We start from the raw sequence: 15,701 nt of genomic DNA, 5'->3' as shown, positions 1-15,701 counted from the left end.
GACGTATGGAAAAGAACGAGATAATGGATAAAATAAAAGAAATTGTGTATCAGATAATAGGAATACAAATAGAGGATGAGAATGACAATATACTCGGATGTCATCACAAATATCCAGTGGTATATGCGGTATATGTTGTTGATGAACTTGAGAAAATATATGGAAAAGAGATACTCGGGATATTTGAGAAAAATGACTACAATATTTGGAAATTATCAAATTTAGCAGATGCCATACTAAATGAATTGGCAAAGCTTCCAGAAGAACTAAAATTATTATGAAGAAGGAGTTGTGCGGAGAAGTTTTAATTTGTTAAAGGTATGTATCATTTATTTTAAATGGTTTACCTATAAAAACATTTATAAGAGGAGGTGAATTTCATGAAGAAACTATCAAAAAGAAATGATCAGGTATCTAACACAGTTATGGCATTTGCAGGTTGCCCTTGTAATTATGCCCAATGTTATATCCAGTGTAAAGGCAATAGCCAAGTCCAGGATATGAATTTAAATGGCCTTTATTCATCCATCTTGGCAACTTGGTAATAAGTTCTGAAATGCAATGAATAGATTTTTACAAAGGATTTATATTTTTTAGAGGTATATATCATTTATTTAAATAGGTTACATATATAGTTTGACATCAAAAGGGGCTGTATCATTAAGAGATTATTGTTCAGTCTCTTTTTTTATGTACACAGTGCCTTTGGAGAAATTAGAGATTTATAGCAGATGCAAAAAAAGCTGTTCATTGGTAACTATTTAGCCACTAATGGACAGCCCATTGTTTTGTTGTTTTTACTTTGCTTCAAATAATTTTTCAAGATCAAGAATAAGTACTATACGACCGTCTCTTTCAATAACACCGCTGAAAAATTTGCCTGAAATACCTGAAATAAGTTCAGGAGCAGGCTTTACTTCGGAATCTTCCGCACTGAATATTTCCATTACCTCATCAACGAGAAGGCCAACGTTTGATTGATGATTCAATATGATAATTCTTGTATTGTCATCAGACTCTTTTGGCAAATATCCAAACTTCTTTCTCAAATTAAAAACTGTATGGACTTTTCCTCTTAAATTAATCAATCCATCAATATACTCAGGTGTATCAGGAACTTTGTAAATATCCGTAATTCTTTCAATTATATTTACATTATTTATACTAATTGCAAATATTTCATTGTTTATCTTAAATAAAACCAATTGCGTAGACATTTTACAATTACCTCCCCCAAAAAGTTCTTGTACAAACATTATATCAGTAATAGTAAAATTCGGCAATCGTTTAACTTCTGTAACTTCCGTTTATCTTAACATAGTCATATGAAAAATCACAAGTCCATATCCTGTCTGACACATTTCCCTTTTTAAGATTTATTTTAATAACAATCTCTTTTTTCTTAATAATTTCTTTTACAGCAGCTTCATCAAAATTAGCGGCCGCTCCATTTCTACAAACAAGGATATCTCCTATATATATATCTGTAAGATTAGGGTCAAAGGAAGCACCGGAATATCCTACAGCCGTAAATATTCTTCCCCAATTAGCATCTTCTCCGAAGATAGCTGTTTTTACCAAAGGAGATTTAGCAACAGTACTTACAACCTTATAGGCATCGCTTTCATCACCGGCACCGTCAACTTGAATCTCAATAAGCTTTGTAGCTCCTTCACCGTCTTTAGCCATTAACTTAGCAAGATAAGTACAGACAAACATCATTGCATCAATAAATTTTGAATACTCATAGTCTTCCTTTACAATGGCATCATTATCTGCAAAACCATTAGCCAGTACAAAAACAGAATCACAAACACTAGTGTCTCCATCTACGGAAACTCTGTTAAAAGTCTTTTTTACACATTGTTTAAGGGCTTTATCAAGAAGGCTTCTCGATATATTTGCATCTGTTGTGATTATACCTATCATAGTAGCCATGTTAGGGTGAATCATTCCGGAACCCTTTGCAATACCACCAATACGAACGGTTTCACCTTGAAGCTCTATATCAACGGCGATTTCCTTTGGCATCAGGTCGGTAGTCATTATAGCTTCTTCAGCATCTGACCCTCCCTGAGAGCTTAGGGCATTGACCGCCAAACGTATACCTGATCTTATGGAAGGCATATTTAGCTTTGTACCTATTACTCCGGTAGAGTTAACAAGAATATCCTGAGCATCGCACTGTAAAAGTTCGGCAGTCAACTCGGTCATTTCCTTTGCATCCTTGTAACCGGTTTCACCGACACAGGCATTGGCATTTCCACTATTGATTACAATTGCTCTTGCAAAACCATTCTTAATATGTTCCATTGAAACTTGCAGGGAGTGTCCTTTAACAACGTTGGTTGTAAATACGCCTGACGCAACGGCTGTATCCTCAGAACAAACTATCGCAAGATCCTTCCTGTTATTCTTCTTTATTCCACAGGCAACTCCTGCGGCTTTAAAGCCTTTGGGAGCAGTAACACCACCATCAATAATATTCATGTGAACCTCCATGTGCCTATTCAGGCTCTATTTAAATTTGAATACAAATAATAACATCTTTATTTTAAGTTGATTATACATAATTATGCAGAATGAATCAATTAAATTTGGCATATATTCAATCTTAATTAAAAATATTATGCTATAATAGTCCTACCTTTAATCTATGCAATTTTTCGGAGGAGAAAATGGAATACAAAGCAATACTGTTTGATTTGGACGGGACACTTATAAACTCTCTGGAGGATTTGGCTGACAGTGCCAATGAGGCCATAAGAAAACATGGGTTCAAAACCCACCCAACGGATTCATATAAAAAGTTTGTAGGAAACGGAGTACGGAACCTGATAAAAAACGCTGCCCCTGACGGAACAGATGACAGCGTTGTTGATAAGATACTCGAAGATTACCGTATAATATACAATAAAAATTATGTAAATAAAACAAGAGCTTATGATGGGATAAATGAAATGCTGGATAATCTGAAAAAAGCAGGGATAAAAATGGGAGTTTGCTCAAACAAACCTCACAAATCTACAAATGAGATAGTTGAAAAATTATTGGGATGCGAGTATTTTGACGTAGTATTTGGTGAGCGGGAGGGAATACCCCGTAAGCCGGATCCGGCTTCACTGATTGAAGCGGCTGAAAGGCTAGGAGTTGCACCGAGTCAAGCCATATATGTGGGAGATTCGGGTGGTGATATGGAGTCGGCTAACAGGGCAGAGATGCTGGCGGCCGGTGTATTATGGGGGTTTCGGGAGAAAGAGGAATTAATAGCATGCGGAGGAAAGATACTGCTGGCTTCGCCTTCCGAACTGGTTGACTTTATAACCGGGGGTCACAGGGATTAAATTTGTTGCAATCCTTGACACTGGAATATAAGATTGTATATAATTTTATCAAGAATGGCAATGAAGGAAAGAAGTAGTTTTATGTTTTCTGACTAAAGAGAGAGAACGGTTGGTGCAAGTTCTTGCAGAGCATTTTACGAAGCAGTTTCCGGAGCTTCTGTCCGGTAAAAAGGATGGACGTACCCACGACGTTATTGTGGATTGACTAAGAGCCCCCGTTCGGGGGAATTAGGGTGGTACCGCGTGAGATATCTCTCGTCCCTTTATTTTGGGGGATGGGAGTTTTTTAATGTAAAGAACTTTTTAAAAAATTGAAGACCAATATATTTGAAAGGACGTATATAAATGCAAAAACTAGGATTGAATGAATTAAGAGAACGTTATCTGAAGTTTTTTGAGAGCAAGGGACATCTAAGACTTGCAAGTGCACCTCTGGTTCCCAAAAATGACCCCAGCCTCTTGCTTATTAACTCGGGAATGGCACCGTTGAAACCCTTTTTTACAGGACAAGAGGAGCCTCCAAGAAAAAGAGTAACAACCTGTCAAAAATGTATAAGAACACCAGATATAGAAAACGTTGGAAAGACAGCACGCCATGGTACTTATTTTGAAATGCTTGGTAATTTTTCATTTGGTGATTACTTTAAAAATGAAGCTATTCCATGGGCTTGGGAATTCGTAACTGAAGACCTCAAAATGCCTGTTGACAGGTTATGGGTAACAATTTATGAGGACGATGATGAAGCTTTTGATATATGGCATAAGGTTGTAGGCTTGCCGGCTGAAAGAATTGTACGAATGGGTAAGAAAGACAATTTCTGGGAGCATGGTACAGGCCCTTGCGGTCCTTGTTCGGAAATATACTTTGACAGAGGGCCTGAAAAAGGCTGTGGAAGCCCTGACTGTAGGGTGGGTTGTGAGTGCGACCGCTACGTAGAATTCTGGAACAACGTTTTTACACAGTTCAACAGAGATGAACAGGGCAACTATACAAGACTGGCTCACCCCAATATCGATACCGGAATGGGACTTGAAAGACTCGCATGTATTTCACAGGATGTTGATAATCTCTTTGAGGTTGATACTGTAAGAAATATATTGGATTATATCTGTAAAACAGCAGGGGTTGAGTACAAAAAATCCGAGAAAACAGATGTATCCATTCGTGTAATCACAGACCATATCAGAAGTACAACAATGATGGTTTGTGACGGAGTTCTGCCGTCAAATGAAGGAAGAGGCTATGTCTTAAGAAGACTATTGAGAAGAGCTGCAAGACACGGAAGACTATTAGGTATAAATAAACCTTTCCTGTATGATGTAGCCATGGTGGTAATAAACGAATCAAAAGAAGCTTATCCAGAGCTTGCTGAAAAGGCTGAGTATATTAAAAAGGTTATAAAAATAGAGGAAGAGAGATTTGAGGCAACTGTTGACCAGGGAATAGTTATTCTTAATGAATTTATAGATGAAATAAAAGCTAAAAAGCAAGAAGTAATACCAGGTGAAATGGTTTTCAAACTCCATGATACGTATGGATTCCCACTTGATCTGACCAGGGAAATTGCAGAAGAAAACGGTCTGGGAATAGACGAGGACGGTTTTAAAAAGGAAATGGATTCCCAGAGGAAGAAAGCGAGAGATGCTCACAACAGCAAGGATACATCAGCGTGGTCTGACAGTGTTTTTGACAAACTGGACAAAAGTCAAAAGACAGCTTTCATGGGGTATGAAAATACAGCATGTCAGTCTGAAATACTGTATCTTGTAAAAGACGGAGATATCGTTGATACAGTTCAGGAAGGGGACGAAATAACAGTTATTCTTGATAAGACACCATTTTATGCTGAAATGGGAGGTCAGGTAGGAGATTCAGGAGTTCTGACTGCCAAGAATGGTGTAATAAAGATTGAAAATTGCACAAAAACCGCTGATGGAAAATTCCTGCATACAGGGTTCGTTGAAACCGGTCTTGTGGAAACAGGCAGTACTGTTACTGCTTCAATAGATGAAAAGAGAAGAATTGCAATAAACAGAAACCATACAGTTACCCATTTACTGCACAAAGCACTGAGAACTGTATTGGGAGACCACGTTCATCAGGCAGGTTCCCTTGTAGAACCCAATAAACTAAGATTTGACTTCAGCCATTTTTCAGCAATGACTCCTGAAGAACTAAAGAAGGTTGAAGACATGACAAATGAGGCAATTCTCAGCAGCATGGAAGTTGATGTAAGAGAAATGCCTATTGATGAAGCCAAAAAACTTGGAGCAATGGCCCTGTTCGGTGAGAAATACGGTAATACCGTAAGAGTTGTAAAGGTAGAGGATTACAGCATCGAATTGTGCGGAGGTACTCACCTGAAAAATACTGCTCAGGCCGGCCTTGTTAAAATTCTCGGGGAAAGCGGCGTAGCGGCAGGTGTAAGAAGACTGGAGGCACTAACAGGTGAAGCAGCTATAAGATATTATACAGAGAGAGAAAACTTGCTGAACGAAGTTGCACAGGCTTTAAAGACAGCACCTCAGGACAGTATTAAAAAAGTTGAAAGCCTTGGACAGGAACTTAAAAATGCAGAAAAGGAAATAGAACAGCTTCGTAACAAACTGGTAAGCGGAGAATCGGAAAGCGTACTTGCCAATGCTGTTGAAATAAAAGGAGTAAAGGTAGTTACAGCACGATTTGACACTATGGATATGGAAGGCCTTAGAAATACCGGAGATATGCTGAAAAATAAACTTGGTTCAGGTGTGGTAGTTCTTGGCTCAGGTTATGGCGATAAGGTCAGTTTTGTTGTGACCGCCACAAAGGATGTTGTGGCAAAGGGAATACATTCAGGGAATATCATCAAGGAAGTCGCAAAAACTGCCGGAGGTGGCGGTGGCGGACGTCCAGATATGGCACAGGCAGGCGGTAAGGATTTGTCTAAAATAGATGAAGCATTGAAGACCGCTGTTTCTATTGTGGAATCACAAATTAAATAAAATCAAGTACAAAAATAGTAGAGGAGTGATACTATGAGCGATTGTATATTTTGTAAGATAATAAATGGCGAGATTCCTTCAAAGAAGGTTTATGAGACAGATAAGGTTTACGCTTTTCATGACATTAATCCTGAGGCACCGGTACATGTGCTGATAGTTCCAAAAGAACATATTGCTTCACATAACGAACTTTCTGGAGATAATGTTGATGTAATGAAAGACATTCATCTGGCTGCCAATGAAATTGCGAAAAAGCTTGGTATTTCCGACAGCGGATACAGATTAATCAATAACTGCGGGGCAGACGCAGGGCAAACTGTTTTCCACTTGCATTACCATCTGGTAGGCGGAACTTCAATGGGTTCCAAAATACTGTAACATTATTTTTTGTAAATAAGTCGTTATTATTTGTATCTTTTATCAAATATATATTGACACTTTTTTGAAAATTAATATATAATATAGTGTGTGCTGTATTTAGCTTAATTCCCTACAGTATGTGATAAGGTACTACGGCTTATTTCCCGGCACAATTGTTACCATCGGAGGGAGGGAAGTGTGTGTCTGAAGTAAGAGTTAAAGAGAATGAGTCTTTGGATAGTGCTCTCAAAAGGTTTAAGAGATCTTGTGCTAAATCAGGTGTTTTGGCTGAGGTTAGAAAGAGAGAACATTATGAGAAGCCTAGCGTAAAGAGAAAAAAGAAATCTGAAGCAGCAAGAAAAAGAAAATTTAAATAATTTATCTTGTGACAATAGTAAGACTATAGGAGATATTTATTATGTCACTAAAAGAATTGCTTGTTCAAGACTTGAAAAAAGCCATGAAGGATGGCGATAATGTCTCAAAGACAGCTATTCAGATGGCTAGGTCAGCAGTGCTTCAGGTTGAAAAGGACACTAGGGTTACCCTTGACGATGATGGTATAGTTGAGATTATTGCAAAAGAAGTTAAAAAAAGAATGGATACTTTGCCTGACTTTGAAAAAAGCAACAGACAGGATCTTATAGATAATCTTAAAGCAGAAATTGAAGTTTTGAAAAAATATTTACCACAGCAGTTGAGTGAAGGTGAGATAGAGGAAATTGTAAAAGAAGCTATTTCTTCTACCGGAGCTACATCGGCTAAGGAAATCGGAAAGGTAATGCAGGCAGTAATGCCTAAGACCAGAGGCAAGGCTGACGGTAAATTAGTTAACCAAATAGTAAAAAAGTTATTAGAATAAGAAAGAGTCCGGTATATACCGGACTCTTTCTTGCATATGCCTGTAATATAAGAAATCTTGTCCAGCAAAAGTTAAGTGTACGTTAAAAGTACCCCGGAACCTATTGAAAAAGTTGAGCCTGCTTATTATAATTATTTGTAGCCAAAAGGAGAAGTAGCTATATGTCAATTGAAATTGAAAAAAAGTTTCTTGTAAAAAGTAATGAATATAAGGCTTCTGCAAAGCCGGTTTTATTCAAACAGGGGTATTTAAGTACGTCCGCTGGAAGAACTGTACGGGTAAGAAGATATGACGATAAAGGGTTTATTACGGTAAAAGGGAAGACAAATTACTGTAGCAGATTAGAATACGAGTATTGCATTCCAACTGAGGATGCTGATAATATGCTTGATAATTTGTGTGTACAGCCTATAATAGAAAAGGTAAGGTATTTTCTGGTATATAAAGGCAATGAATGGGTTGTAGATGAATTTCTTGGAGCAAATGAGGGTCTTGTTGTAGCGGAAATCGAACTAAATAATGAGAAGGATAGTTTTGAAAAACCAGACTGGCTTGGAAAAGAAATAACTTCTGATGTCAGATATTATAACTCAAACCTGGTCAATAATCCTTATAACGCCTGGTAAACAGGTTAAAGTTTTAAGAAAAGAGATTACAAATGGAATGCAGAAAATATTGCGGAGCTTGTTGTATTGCTCCTTCAATATCATCATCAATACCCGGTATGCCAAAAGGTAAGCCCGCCGGAGTAAGATGCGTCCAGTTGAATAGTGATAATAGCTGTAGGATTTTCGGGTCGCCAGAAAGGCCTAAGGTATGTTCAAGCCTGAGACCTTCCAGAGAAATGTGTGGGGAATCCGGACAGTTTGCTTTGGAATATCTGTGCAAGCTTGAAGAACTTACAAAATTAGGAGGTATAGATATGAGTAAAATATTAGTATTTATGTATAACGATATGGCTGATTTTGAAATTTCATATGCTACGCACCTGTTAGGACATGAATTATCAAAAGAAATAGTTCCGTGCGCATATGAAAAAGATATTATTAAGAGTAAAGGCGGTTTGTTGTTTACACCAGTAATTACAGTTGCCGAAGCAAAAGTAGATGATTATGAAGGCTTTTTGATTCCCGGCGGTTGGAATCCTGTTGTCAAGACCGAAATGCTCGACCTGATAAAAGCTTTTTATACAAGTGGGAAACTCGTTGCAGCAATCTGTGCAGGCCCCAGATACCTTGCAAAGGCCGGTATATTAGACGATGTTAAATACACTACTTCAATAGTTGAATGGACACAAGCCAGAAGAGAGGCATTTAACAATGAGGATGACCCGTTTCCAAGGGAAAACTTTATTGACACTAGAGTAGTAAGGGATAAAAATGTCATAACATCAAAAGGTATATCTTTTGTTGATTTTGCTATTGAAATAGCTGATTACTTCGGTATGTTTAAAAAGCCTGATGATAAGGAAGCTTTTTTTAATATGATTAGTGGCAGATAGCTTACTGCTATTTAAAAAACTAAATGAATTGAGGCAATTTATATAATGAATACCCAAAAAACTGTTCTTGTAACGGGTGCTTCAAGAGGAATAGGCTATGCCATCGCTAAGAAGTTTGCCCAAAAAGGATTTAATGTTGCGATAAATTTTAACGTTAACAGGACGGCAGCTGAAAGTTTGGAAAGGGAGTTAGCTCTGGAGAAATGCAGAGTAATGACTGTAAAAGCGGATGTAAGCAATCAGGAGCAGGTTCTCTATATGGTAGATAGTGTTAATTCACATTTTGGTAATATAGATATACTGGTCAATAATGCCGGAATAGCAGGCCAAAGACTATTCACGGACATTACAACAGAAGAATGGGACAGGATGTTTGATATTAATGTCAAAGGGATGTTTCACTGCTGTAAAGCCGTACTTCCACAAATGATAAGAAACAAATGGGGAAAAATAGTCAATATATCCTCTATATGGGGATTAACAGGTGCGTCATGTGAGGTGCATTACTCTGCTTCAAAGGCAGCAGTTATCGGATTGACACGGGCATTGGCAAAGGAAGTAGGCCCGTCTAATATACAGGTTAATTGTGTTGCCCCCGGTGTAATTGATACCGATATGAATTCAGGACTTGACTCTCAAACCCTGGATGAGCTGAAGGACCAAACCCCATTGGGGATAATTGGAACAGGTACTGATATTGCAGAAACAGTTTTCTTCCTGACATCAGACAATGCAGGATTTATAACAGGGCAGGTAATAAGCCCAAACGGCGGTTTTTTAATTTAGCTAAAAGTAAAAGAAATTTATTATTACAAATTACTCTTGAATTTATATAATGCTAAGTATATACTAGCAAGTGTCTGTTTTGTTAGTGGTTGACACAAATTTATGACTTATAAAAATTTTATGCTGCCTTGGCGGCTTGGAGGATAATAAATGGAAAATTCTTCAGGAGTCAAAACTTTTTTTGAATATCTTCCGGAGAGTATTAAGTTTCACAAATTAAAAAAAGAAGGGCTGGCACGGTTCATATTTGTGCTTGTCCTTTTTTGCCAATTGATAGGCAAATATGCATTATACAAATATGCCCAGATGTTCCCTGTGGAGGAAATTGAGAAGATTTATAACAATTTAACCTCACTCACCTCAACTTCGTCCGGAGATATATACCAGCCGTCTATACATATTTTGTATGCTTTTTTAGTGGCACTTGGTGTATCTCTTTTGTCCAAACTTGTTTCAAATTTGTTCTTATCGGTTTATATGTATTCTTACTTATCAGAACAAAGAGGCAAAGACAGTGGATTTAGGGCAAGTTTTTCAGGTGTTTTCAAGCATATGGGCCGGATTATAGCCTATAATGTTATTTTTGGGCTTTTAGTAATGTTTGGCTCCATGTTTTTTGTTATTCCCGGTATAATAGCTTACGTAATGTTTGTTTTCGGTTTCTGCTATGTTTTGGATCTGAAATTGACAATGGCGGATGCAATGACTGCTAGCAGTGAGATTACAAAGGGAAAGAAAGCTCAGATTGCGAGCGTACTTGTAACTTATTTTGTAATATTTAAATTACCGGTATTTCTTTTAGTAGGAAACTCTATAGCAGGTGTGTTTATTGGAGCCTTTTTGACAACGATAACCAACCTGATTCTGCAACGTTTTATTATAAAAATTTATATGGATTTAGAATATAAGGTAGAAGTAACCCATAGGTAATAGAACTGTAACACTTATATTTACACTCAATATTTATAGCATAATTTATACTAATGTTCTTTGATGGGGGATTATTTTCCATGGTATTCAAATTTAAAAGACCAAGGCTTTATGGCGATGTTTCAGATGAGAATTATGAGCTAAGCCGTAGGCGTTTTATACTTGAGGGGTGCCTTTCCAACGGTGTCTATACCCTTACAGCAGGTGCGTTTTTGGCGGGGTATGCAAAATTTTTAGGTGCATCCGATCAAATTATAGGCCTTATTGCGGCTATGCCATTGCTGGCCAATATTCTACAGATGTTCAGCCCGATATTTTTGGAGAAGCTTACCAGTAGAAAGAGCTTGATTGTTATTACCTGTATTTTTTATAGATCATTGCTTGGACTGATGATAGTCATTCCGCTTTTAACACAGAATACGTCAGTCAGGTTGCTTTTGCTGGGAGGTATGTATTTTACGTCATATCTTATTTTCAGCTTTTCTAACCCTGCAGGCGGAAGTTGGATTATTAGTCTAGTTCCCGAGCGATACAGGGGCAGGTATTTTGGGTTAAGGGATACCTTTATAATTTCATCAGCCGCTGTTCTTTCACTATCCATGGGTAGGATACTTGACATATTCAAAGTGTCGGGGAGAGAATTTCTGGGTTTTATTTTTGTTTTCTCAATTGTTTTGGTTTTAGTTGTAATGAATATTTATGTACTTAGAAAGATTAAAGAGCCTGAAATAGTACCTATTAGGCAGAACATAAATATCAAGAGTCTGTTTACGCTGCCTTTAAAAAATAAGCAGTTCCTCTCGGTTATCTTATTAAATGCAGCATGGAATTTTGCAGCGCAGATTGCACTGCCTTTCTTTTCTGTTTATATGGTAACAGGTCTAAAACTGTCATATACGTTTATAATGTTTGCAAATATTCTGTTATCCGTAGTACAGGCTTCTACAGCTAAGGTTTGGGGAAAACTGGCTGACAAATTCAGCTGGGAGGTTACTACTGTTGCTTCCATAGGTATGTTGGGCTTGTGCCACCTGACTTGGGCTTTTGTAACCAAAGAAATCTGCTATGTAATTATACCGTTTATTCAGATAGTAGCCGGAGCCGGATGGGCAGGGGTAAACATGTCACTGTTCAATATTCAGTTCAAACACGCACCACAGGAAGGGCGTACAATATTTGTAGGATTTAATGCTGCAGCGGCAGGACTGGCCGGATTTGCAAGCGCATTGCTGGGAGCATTTCTCGTAGGAGCCCTGGACAATGTGAAAATTAATATTGGGATAACTGTACTCAACAATATGCTGATAATATTTGGATTATCAGGTACACTTGTAATTCTGTGCGCAGTATTTTTTGCCTATAAATTCAGGACCAATAGTAGAAAAAAGGAAAATGTAGAATCTGATAATTATCTTGCAGGATAATAGTTCGATATATTTAAAAAAATGTTACAGATACTTGACAGTAGATAAAAATATATGGATAATAGTAGTACAAATGACGGATTAGCTCAGTTGGTTAGAGTACTACCTTGACATGGTAGGGGTCACTGGTTCGAGCCCAGTATTCGTCACCAAGGGAGTGTCGCAAAACTACTTAAAAAGTAGTCAGCGGTGCTCCCTTCTTTTGCTCCAATATTTTTTGTTGTTAAATTGTTGATTACTCTGTAGTTAATTCCCTATTTTGTGGAATTTGAGCGCACTTTAATAGGCCTATTAGATTTCGTTGGAATTTTAGCAGGCTTTTACTTCATGAAGTTCTTTTCCACATCGGTCATTTTGAATTTTGGAGTGTAATTTGTTTATGTTATAGCCAAAACACAGCAGGATAAATTCGGTTTTAACACTGTTTTTCCCTCGTGTTAAAAAACGGCTGAAATTGTAATCACTTTTTAGAACTCCAAAGGCTCCTTCAACTTGGATGGAACGATTTACCCTTAGAAGAATGCCTTTCTCCGTCAAGATGTTTTCATAAGATTTTTGTCTCTTTTTTACAAATGTCTTAGATACCTGCATTTTGCGATTTCCTTGGGCTTTTGTACACTTAGACTTATAGGGGCAATTACTGCAATCTTCACATTCATATATGCTAATCTCGGAACGATATCCTGTTGCTGATTTTCTATGAGTTGTTCCTGACATTTTTAATTGTTTTCCATTATGGCACGTATACTCATCTTTCTCTTCATCATACTGCATATTTTCACGCTTGCTGATATCTTTCTTGAAGCTTTTCTTCTTCCATATCTCGTATGTTTGAGGTTTTATATAGCTTTTCTGATGCTTTTCTTCCAAATACAGATAGTTTTCTTCGCTCTCATAGCCAGAGTCTGCAATTACGTTTTCATAACATCTACCTAAGTTTGATTCCATACTTTTTAGAAATGGGATTAGTGTAGCAATGTCATTCCTATCCTGAAAAATTCCAATGCCAGTAACATACTCGCTTTCAACTCCAATCTGAACATTGTAGGCAGGTTTTAGCTGAGTATTACGCATGTGGTCATCTTTCATATGCATGAATGTTGCATCAGTATCCGTTTTGGAATAACTGTTTCTCCCCTCGAACAGCTGGTTATGGGCATTGTATTTTTCCTGACGTTCTTTAAATTCCTTGAACTGCTCTGTGAATCTTTGTAATTGAGTTTTACGTTTTCCGATTCCATGAACAAATTCTATGTTATCTTCTTTTTGCTTGTCCTTTAAATATTCAAGAACTTGCTCTAAATCCGCCAATATGCTATCTTTTGATACTGAAAAGTTAGTCAAATATGACTGGTTTATATCCTCTAAGCAAGCTTTTATTTTCTCAAACATCTTTGCTTCGTTTTTATTGACTACTTTCTTCCATACAAAGGTATAGCGGTTTGCATTTGCCTCAATTTTAGTACCATCCACAAAAAGGTTTTCGAATTTAACTTCTCCGATAGAATGCAGGTGCTGTACCATTTGATAGAATAGGTCTTCTATTGCCTCTGGAAGATAATCCTTACGGAATCTGGCTATAGTTGAGTGATCTGGCTTTGATTCCCCTTGGAGCAACCACATGAAATTAATATCTCTTTTACATGCAGTTTCAATTTTTCTACTTGAGTATATGTTATTTGAGTTTGCATATGTTATTACCTTAAACATGGTCTTTGGGTCAACTGCCGGTTTTCTTCCAGTAGAAGAGTAAGCCTTATACAACTTTGTGTAATTCAATCCCTCCAATATTTGGCTTAACAGTCTGACAGAATCATCTTCAGGTATTAACATCTCCAAATTTAAAGGCAAAACTAATTGATAGTATCCGTTAAATTCGGTATAATTTTTATGTTGCATAAGTTTTTTCACAAATTAAATTATACAACACTTGCGGGCCCTACGGGACCCGCATTTTACTATTTTAGGGACAAAAAGGGGACTGTTGCACAGTGAATAAATTTATTCATTGTGCAACAGCCCCTTTTTGTGTTAAATCTTGTCTATCCGGCATATGAATAATTTAAGGACATTGTCCTAAAAAAGTGAGAAGAGAGAGAGCTATGCTGGATAACATACTAATTTTATTACTTAGTCTTGGAATAATCCTTACAGGATGCGAGTTATTTACAAATGGAATTGAGTGGTTAGGTAAAAAGCTAAGGCTTGGAGACGGGGTTGTAGGTAGTATTTTTTCTGCCGTCGGAACCTGTCTGCCTGAAACACTGATACCTGTAATTGCTTTGCTTTTTTCAAATAATCGTAAGGACTCCGTGGATATAGGAATCGGTGCTATTGTCGGTGCACCTTTTATGCTATCGACCCTTGCATTTTTTATAACGGGTTTAAGTGTAATAATATTCTCCGGCAGACGACAGACAGGAATGAACCTCAATACCAATTTGGATATCCTTGGGCGTGACATTTCATTTTTCGTAATTGTTTATACATGTGCCATTTCCGTGTCATTTTTCTCTGTAGGCTTTATCAAGAATATAACTGCAATACTTCTAATAGCCGCTTATATCTATTACGTATTTAAGACAGTAAACAGTGATAAGGCAAGTAATGAAGAAATTGATGAGCTTATATTTTCAAAGACATTCAAATTAAACGAAAATATCCCGGTTATTTTGGCTCAGATTGCTCTTGCACTTTTCTCAATTATACTTGGAGCTGAAATGTTTGTGGGGAATATTGAAGTTATATCCGGGGCTTTAGGCATATCAACACTTGCCCTGTCGATTATAATTACACCTATTGCAACAGAGCTTCCTGAGAAATTTAACAGTGTTATATGGATAAGTAAAAACAAGGATACACTTTCCCTGGGAAATATATCCGGTGCTATGGTATTCCAAAGCTGTATACCGGTTTCAATAGGGATACTCACAACGGACTGGAAGCTTGACATAATAACATTGGTAAGCTCTCTGCTGGCATTGTCTTCAACTCTTGTTACATATATCTGGGTAAAAGTTAAAAAGAGCTTAACACCATTGCCGCTCCTATCCGGTGGGGTATTTTATGCATTGTTTATCGCATTTTTAATACTCAGAGGATTTAAATAATCCTACATAATATTCTCCAAGGAAAAACTCTCTTTTTTGGGGATATGTTTAATATACTCTTTCAATGCCTCCAGTTCTGCCAAAGCAGAAGGATAATCCTTGCTCTCAACATATTTCTTAGATTTTATATATGAGTTATCAATATTATCAATCTCAAAATGGTCTAAAAGGATAGCCCAACCAAACTTTGTTCTGTCCCAATCGGATGCAAAATCATTCAGGAGCTTTTCTGCGGAGTCCCATTGCTTAGATTGTATAAATAAACCAGCTGAGTCTACGGTTTTTTCAAGTTTTTCGCAGGAACGATTCAGATAATATAGAGTCAGAACTCCTGAAATGATTATAACCAAAACTAAACTAACAACTACAGTAACTGTTTTTGTGTTGTTTGACATATCT

16 protein-coding genes, 1 tRNA gene and 1 other annotated feature are annotated in these 15,701 nt (G+C 37.2%); of the genes, 13 read left to right on the top strand and 4 right to left on the bottom strand.

Translation table 11 applies throughout. From position 1 onward, the window contains the following. Positions 1-5 precede the first annotated feature (5 nt). Entirely contained in the window at positions 6-281 is a 276-nt protein-coding gene (locus tag CLO1100_RS12075) for a hypothetical protein (protein ID WP_014314032.1), read from the top strand. Between the two features lie 516 nt (positions 282-797). Here CLO1100_RS12075 and CLO1100_RS12070 read toward each other — a convergent pair. Both CLO1100_RS12070 and argJ read right to left on the bottom strand, forming a co-directional pair. Then, the gene (locus tag CLO1100_RS12070) at positions 798-1,217 is read right to left on the bottom strand and encodes a chemotaxis protein CheW (RefSeq protein ID WP_041700236.1); all 420 of its coding nucleotides are present in this window, start codon (positions 1,215-1,217) and stop codon (positions 798-800) included. Between the two features lie 70 nt (positions 1,218-1,287). After that, on the bottom strand, positions 1,288-2,490 hold the full coding sequence (gene argJ / locus CLO1100_RS12065) for a bifunctional glutamate N-acetyltransferase/amino-acid acetyltransferase ArgJ (RefSeq protein WP_014314029.1): 1,203 nt from the start codon (positions 2,488-2,490) through the stop codon (positions 1,288-1,290). A gap of 188 nt (positions 2,491-2,678) precedes the next feature. Between argJ and CLO1100_RS12060 the strand changes: the two genes are divergently transcribed. The 11 genes from CLO1100_RS12060 (at position 2,679) to CLO1100_RS12010 (ending at position 12,344) form a co-directional block, all read left to right on the top strand. After that, on the top strand, positions 2,679-3,344 hold the full coding sequence (locus tag CLO1100_RS12060; protein WP_014314028.1) for an HAD family hydrolase: 666 nt from the start codon (positions 2,679-2,681) through the stop codon (positions 3,342-3,344). Positions 3,345-3,395: 51 nt separating this feature from the next. Beyond that, positions 3,396-3,610: a binding site (T-box leader), on the top strand. Between the two features lie 79 nt (positions 3,611-3,689). After that, complete coding sequence (gene alaS, locus CLO1100_RS12055; RefSeq protein WP_014314027.1) at positions 3,690-6,329, top strand: alanine--tRNA ligase; 2,640 nt, start codon at positions 3,690-3,692, stop codon at positions 6,327-6,329. Between the two features lie 33 nt (positions 6,330-6,362). Beyond that, complete coding sequence (locus CLO1100_RS12050; protein ID WP_014314026.1) at positions 6,363-6,707, top strand: histidine triad nucleotide-binding protein; 345 nt, start codon at positions 6,363-6,365, stop codon at positions 6,705-6,707. 182 nt (positions 6,708-6,889) lie between these two features. Beyond that, positions 6,890-7,066 carry a 30S ribosomal protein S21 gene (gene rpsU, locus CLO1100_RS12045; RefSeq protein ID WP_004622093.1) on the top strand — a complete coding sequence of 59 codons (177 nt, stop codon included), beginning with the start codon at positions 6,890-6,892 and terminating at the stop codon, positions 7,064-7,066. 41 nt (positions 7,067-7,107) lie between these two features. Continuing rightward, complete coding sequence (locus tag CLO1100_RS12040; RefSeq protein WP_014314025.1) at positions 7,108-7,551, top strand: GatB/YqeY domain-containing protein; 444 nt, start codon at positions 7,108-7,110, stop codon at positions 7,549-7,551. Between the two features lie 161 nt (positions 7,552-7,712). Continuing rightward, positions 7,713-8,177 (top strand): CYTH domain-containing protein, encoded by a 465-nt coding sequence (locus CLO1100_RS12035; RefSeq protein WP_014314024.1) that lies wholly within the window; start codon positions 7,713-7,715, stop codon positions 8,175-8,177. Between the two features lie 32 nt (positions 8,178-8,209). Next, positions 8,210-9,052: a DJ-1/PfpI family protein gene (locus CLO1100_RS12030; RefSeq protein WP_014314023.1), complete on the top strand. Its 843-nt coding sequence runs from the start codon at positions 8,210-8,212 to the stop codon at positions 9,050-9,052. 45 nt (positions 9,053-9,097) lie between these two features. Next, positions 9,098-9,838 carry an SDR family oxidoreductase gene (locus CLO1100_RS12025; RefSeq protein ID WP_014314022.1) on the top strand — a complete coding sequence of 247 codons (741 nt, stop codon included), beginning with the start codon at positions 9,098-9,100 and terminating at the stop codon, positions 9,836-9,838. A 150-nt stretch (positions 9,839-9,988) separates the two neighbouring features. Next, entirely contained in the window at positions 9,989-10,768 is a 780-nt protein-coding gene (locus tag CLO1100_RS12020) for a hypothetical protein (RefSeq protein WP_014314021.1), read from the top strand. An 80-nt stretch (positions 10,769-10,848) separates the two neighbouring features. Continuing rightward, entirely contained in the window at positions 10,849-12,192 is a 1,344-nt protein-coding gene (locus tag CLO1100_RS12015) for an MFS transporter (protein ID WP_014314020.1), read from the top strand. A gap of 75 nt (positions 12,193-12,267) precedes the next feature. After that, positions 12,268-12,344 (top strand) — tRNA-Val (locus tag CLO1100_RS12010). Positions 12,345-12,501: 157 nt separating this feature from the next. Here the strand turns inward: CLO1100_RS12010 and CLO1100_RS12005 are convergent. Continuing rightward, positions 12,502-14,091, bottom strand: coding sequence for an IS1182 family transposase (locus CLO1100_RS12005; RefSeq protein WP_014312332.1), 1,590 nt, complete (start codon positions 14,089-14,091; stop codon positions 12,502-12,504). A gap of 203 nt (positions 14,092-14,294) precedes the next feature. Between CLO1100_RS12005 and CLO1100_RS12000 the strand changes: the two genes are divergently transcribed. Further along, entirely contained in the window at positions 14,295-15,302 is a 1,008-nt protein-coding gene (locus CLO1100_RS12000; protein WP_014314019.1) for a sodium:calcium antiporter, read from the top strand. Between the two features lie 2 nt (positions 15,303-15,304). Here the strand turns inward: CLO1100_RS12000 and CLO1100_RS11995 are convergent, their stop codons facing one another. Further along, positions 15,305-15,697 (bottom strand): DUF4363 family protein, encoded by a 393-nt coding sequence (locus CLO1100_RS11995; protein ID WP_014314018.1) that lies wholly within the window; start codon positions 15,695-15,697, stop codon positions 15,305-15,307. Positions 15,698-15,701 lie beyond the last annotated feature (4 nt).

The organism is Clostridium sp. BNL1100, from assembly GCF_000244875.1.
GTDB lineage: Bacteria > Bacillota > Clostridia > Acetivibrionales > DSM-1351 > Ruminiclostridium.
This window is presented reverse-complemented; position numbering and strand designations above follow the sequence as displayed.

Excerpts from the sequence above, each read along its gene's own strand:
- CLO1100_RS12075 (WP_014314032.1), top strand. The coding sequence starts at position 6 with ATGGAAAAGAACGAGATAATGGATAAAATAAAAGAAATTGTGTATCAG.
- CLO1100_RS12070 (WP_041700236.1), bottom strand. The coding sequence starts at position 1,217 with ATGTCTACGCAATTGGTTTTATTTAAGATAAACAATGAAATATTTGCA.
- argJ (WP_014314029.1), bottom strand. The coding sequence starts at position 2,490 with ATGAATATTATTGATGGTGGTGTTACTGCTCCCAAAGGCTTTAAAGCC.
- CLO1100_RS12060 (WP_014314028.1), top strand. The coding sequence starts at position 2,679 with ATGGAATACAAAGCAATACTGTTTGATTTGGACGGGACACTTATAAAC.
- alaS (WP_014314027.1), top strand. The coding sequence starts at position 3,690 with ATGCAAAAACTAGGATTGAATGAATTAAGAGAACGTTATCTGAAGTTT.
- CLO1100_RS12050 (WP_014314026.1), top strand. The coding sequence starts at position 6,363 with ATGAGCGATTGTATATTTTGTAAGATAATAAATGGCGAGATTCCTTCA.
- CLO1100_RS12040 (WP_014314025.1), top strand. The coding sequence starts at position 7,108 with ATGTCACTAAAAGAATTGCTTGTTCAAGACTTGAAAAAAGCCATGAAG.
- CLO1100_RS12035 (WP_014314024.1), top strand. The coding sequence starts at position 7,713 with ATGTCAATTGAAATTGAAAAAAAGTTTCTTGTAAAAAGTAATGAATAT.
- CLO1100_RS12030 (WP_014314023.1), top strand. The coding sequence starts at position 8,210 with ATGGAATGCAGAAAATATTGCGGAGCTTGTTGTATTGCTCCTTCAATA.
- CLO1100_RS12025 (WP_014314022.1), top strand. The coding sequence starts at position 9,098 with ATGAATACCCAAAAAACTGTTCTTGTAACGGGTGCTTCAAGAGGAATA.
- CLO1100_RS12020 (WP_014314021.1), top strand. The coding sequence starts at position 9,989 with ATGGAAAATTCTTCAGGAGTCAAAACTTTTTTTGAATATCTTCCGGAG.
- CLO1100_RS12015 (WP_014314020.1), top strand. The coding sequence starts at position 10,849 with ATGGTATTCAAATTTAAAAGACCAAGGCTTTATGGCGATGTTTCAGAT.
- CLO1100_RS12005 (WP_014312332.1), bottom strand. The coding sequence starts at position 14,091 with ATGCAACATAAAAATTATACCGAATTTAACGGATACTATCAATTAGTT.
- CLO1100_RS12000 (WP_014314019.1), top strand. The coding sequence starts at position 14,295 with ATGCTGGATAACATACTAATTTTATTACTTAGTCTTGGAATAATCCTT.
- CLO1100_RS11995 (WP_014314018.1), bottom strand. The coding sequence starts at position 15,697 with ATGTCAAACAACACAAAAACAGTTACTGTAGTTGTTAGTTTAGTTTTG.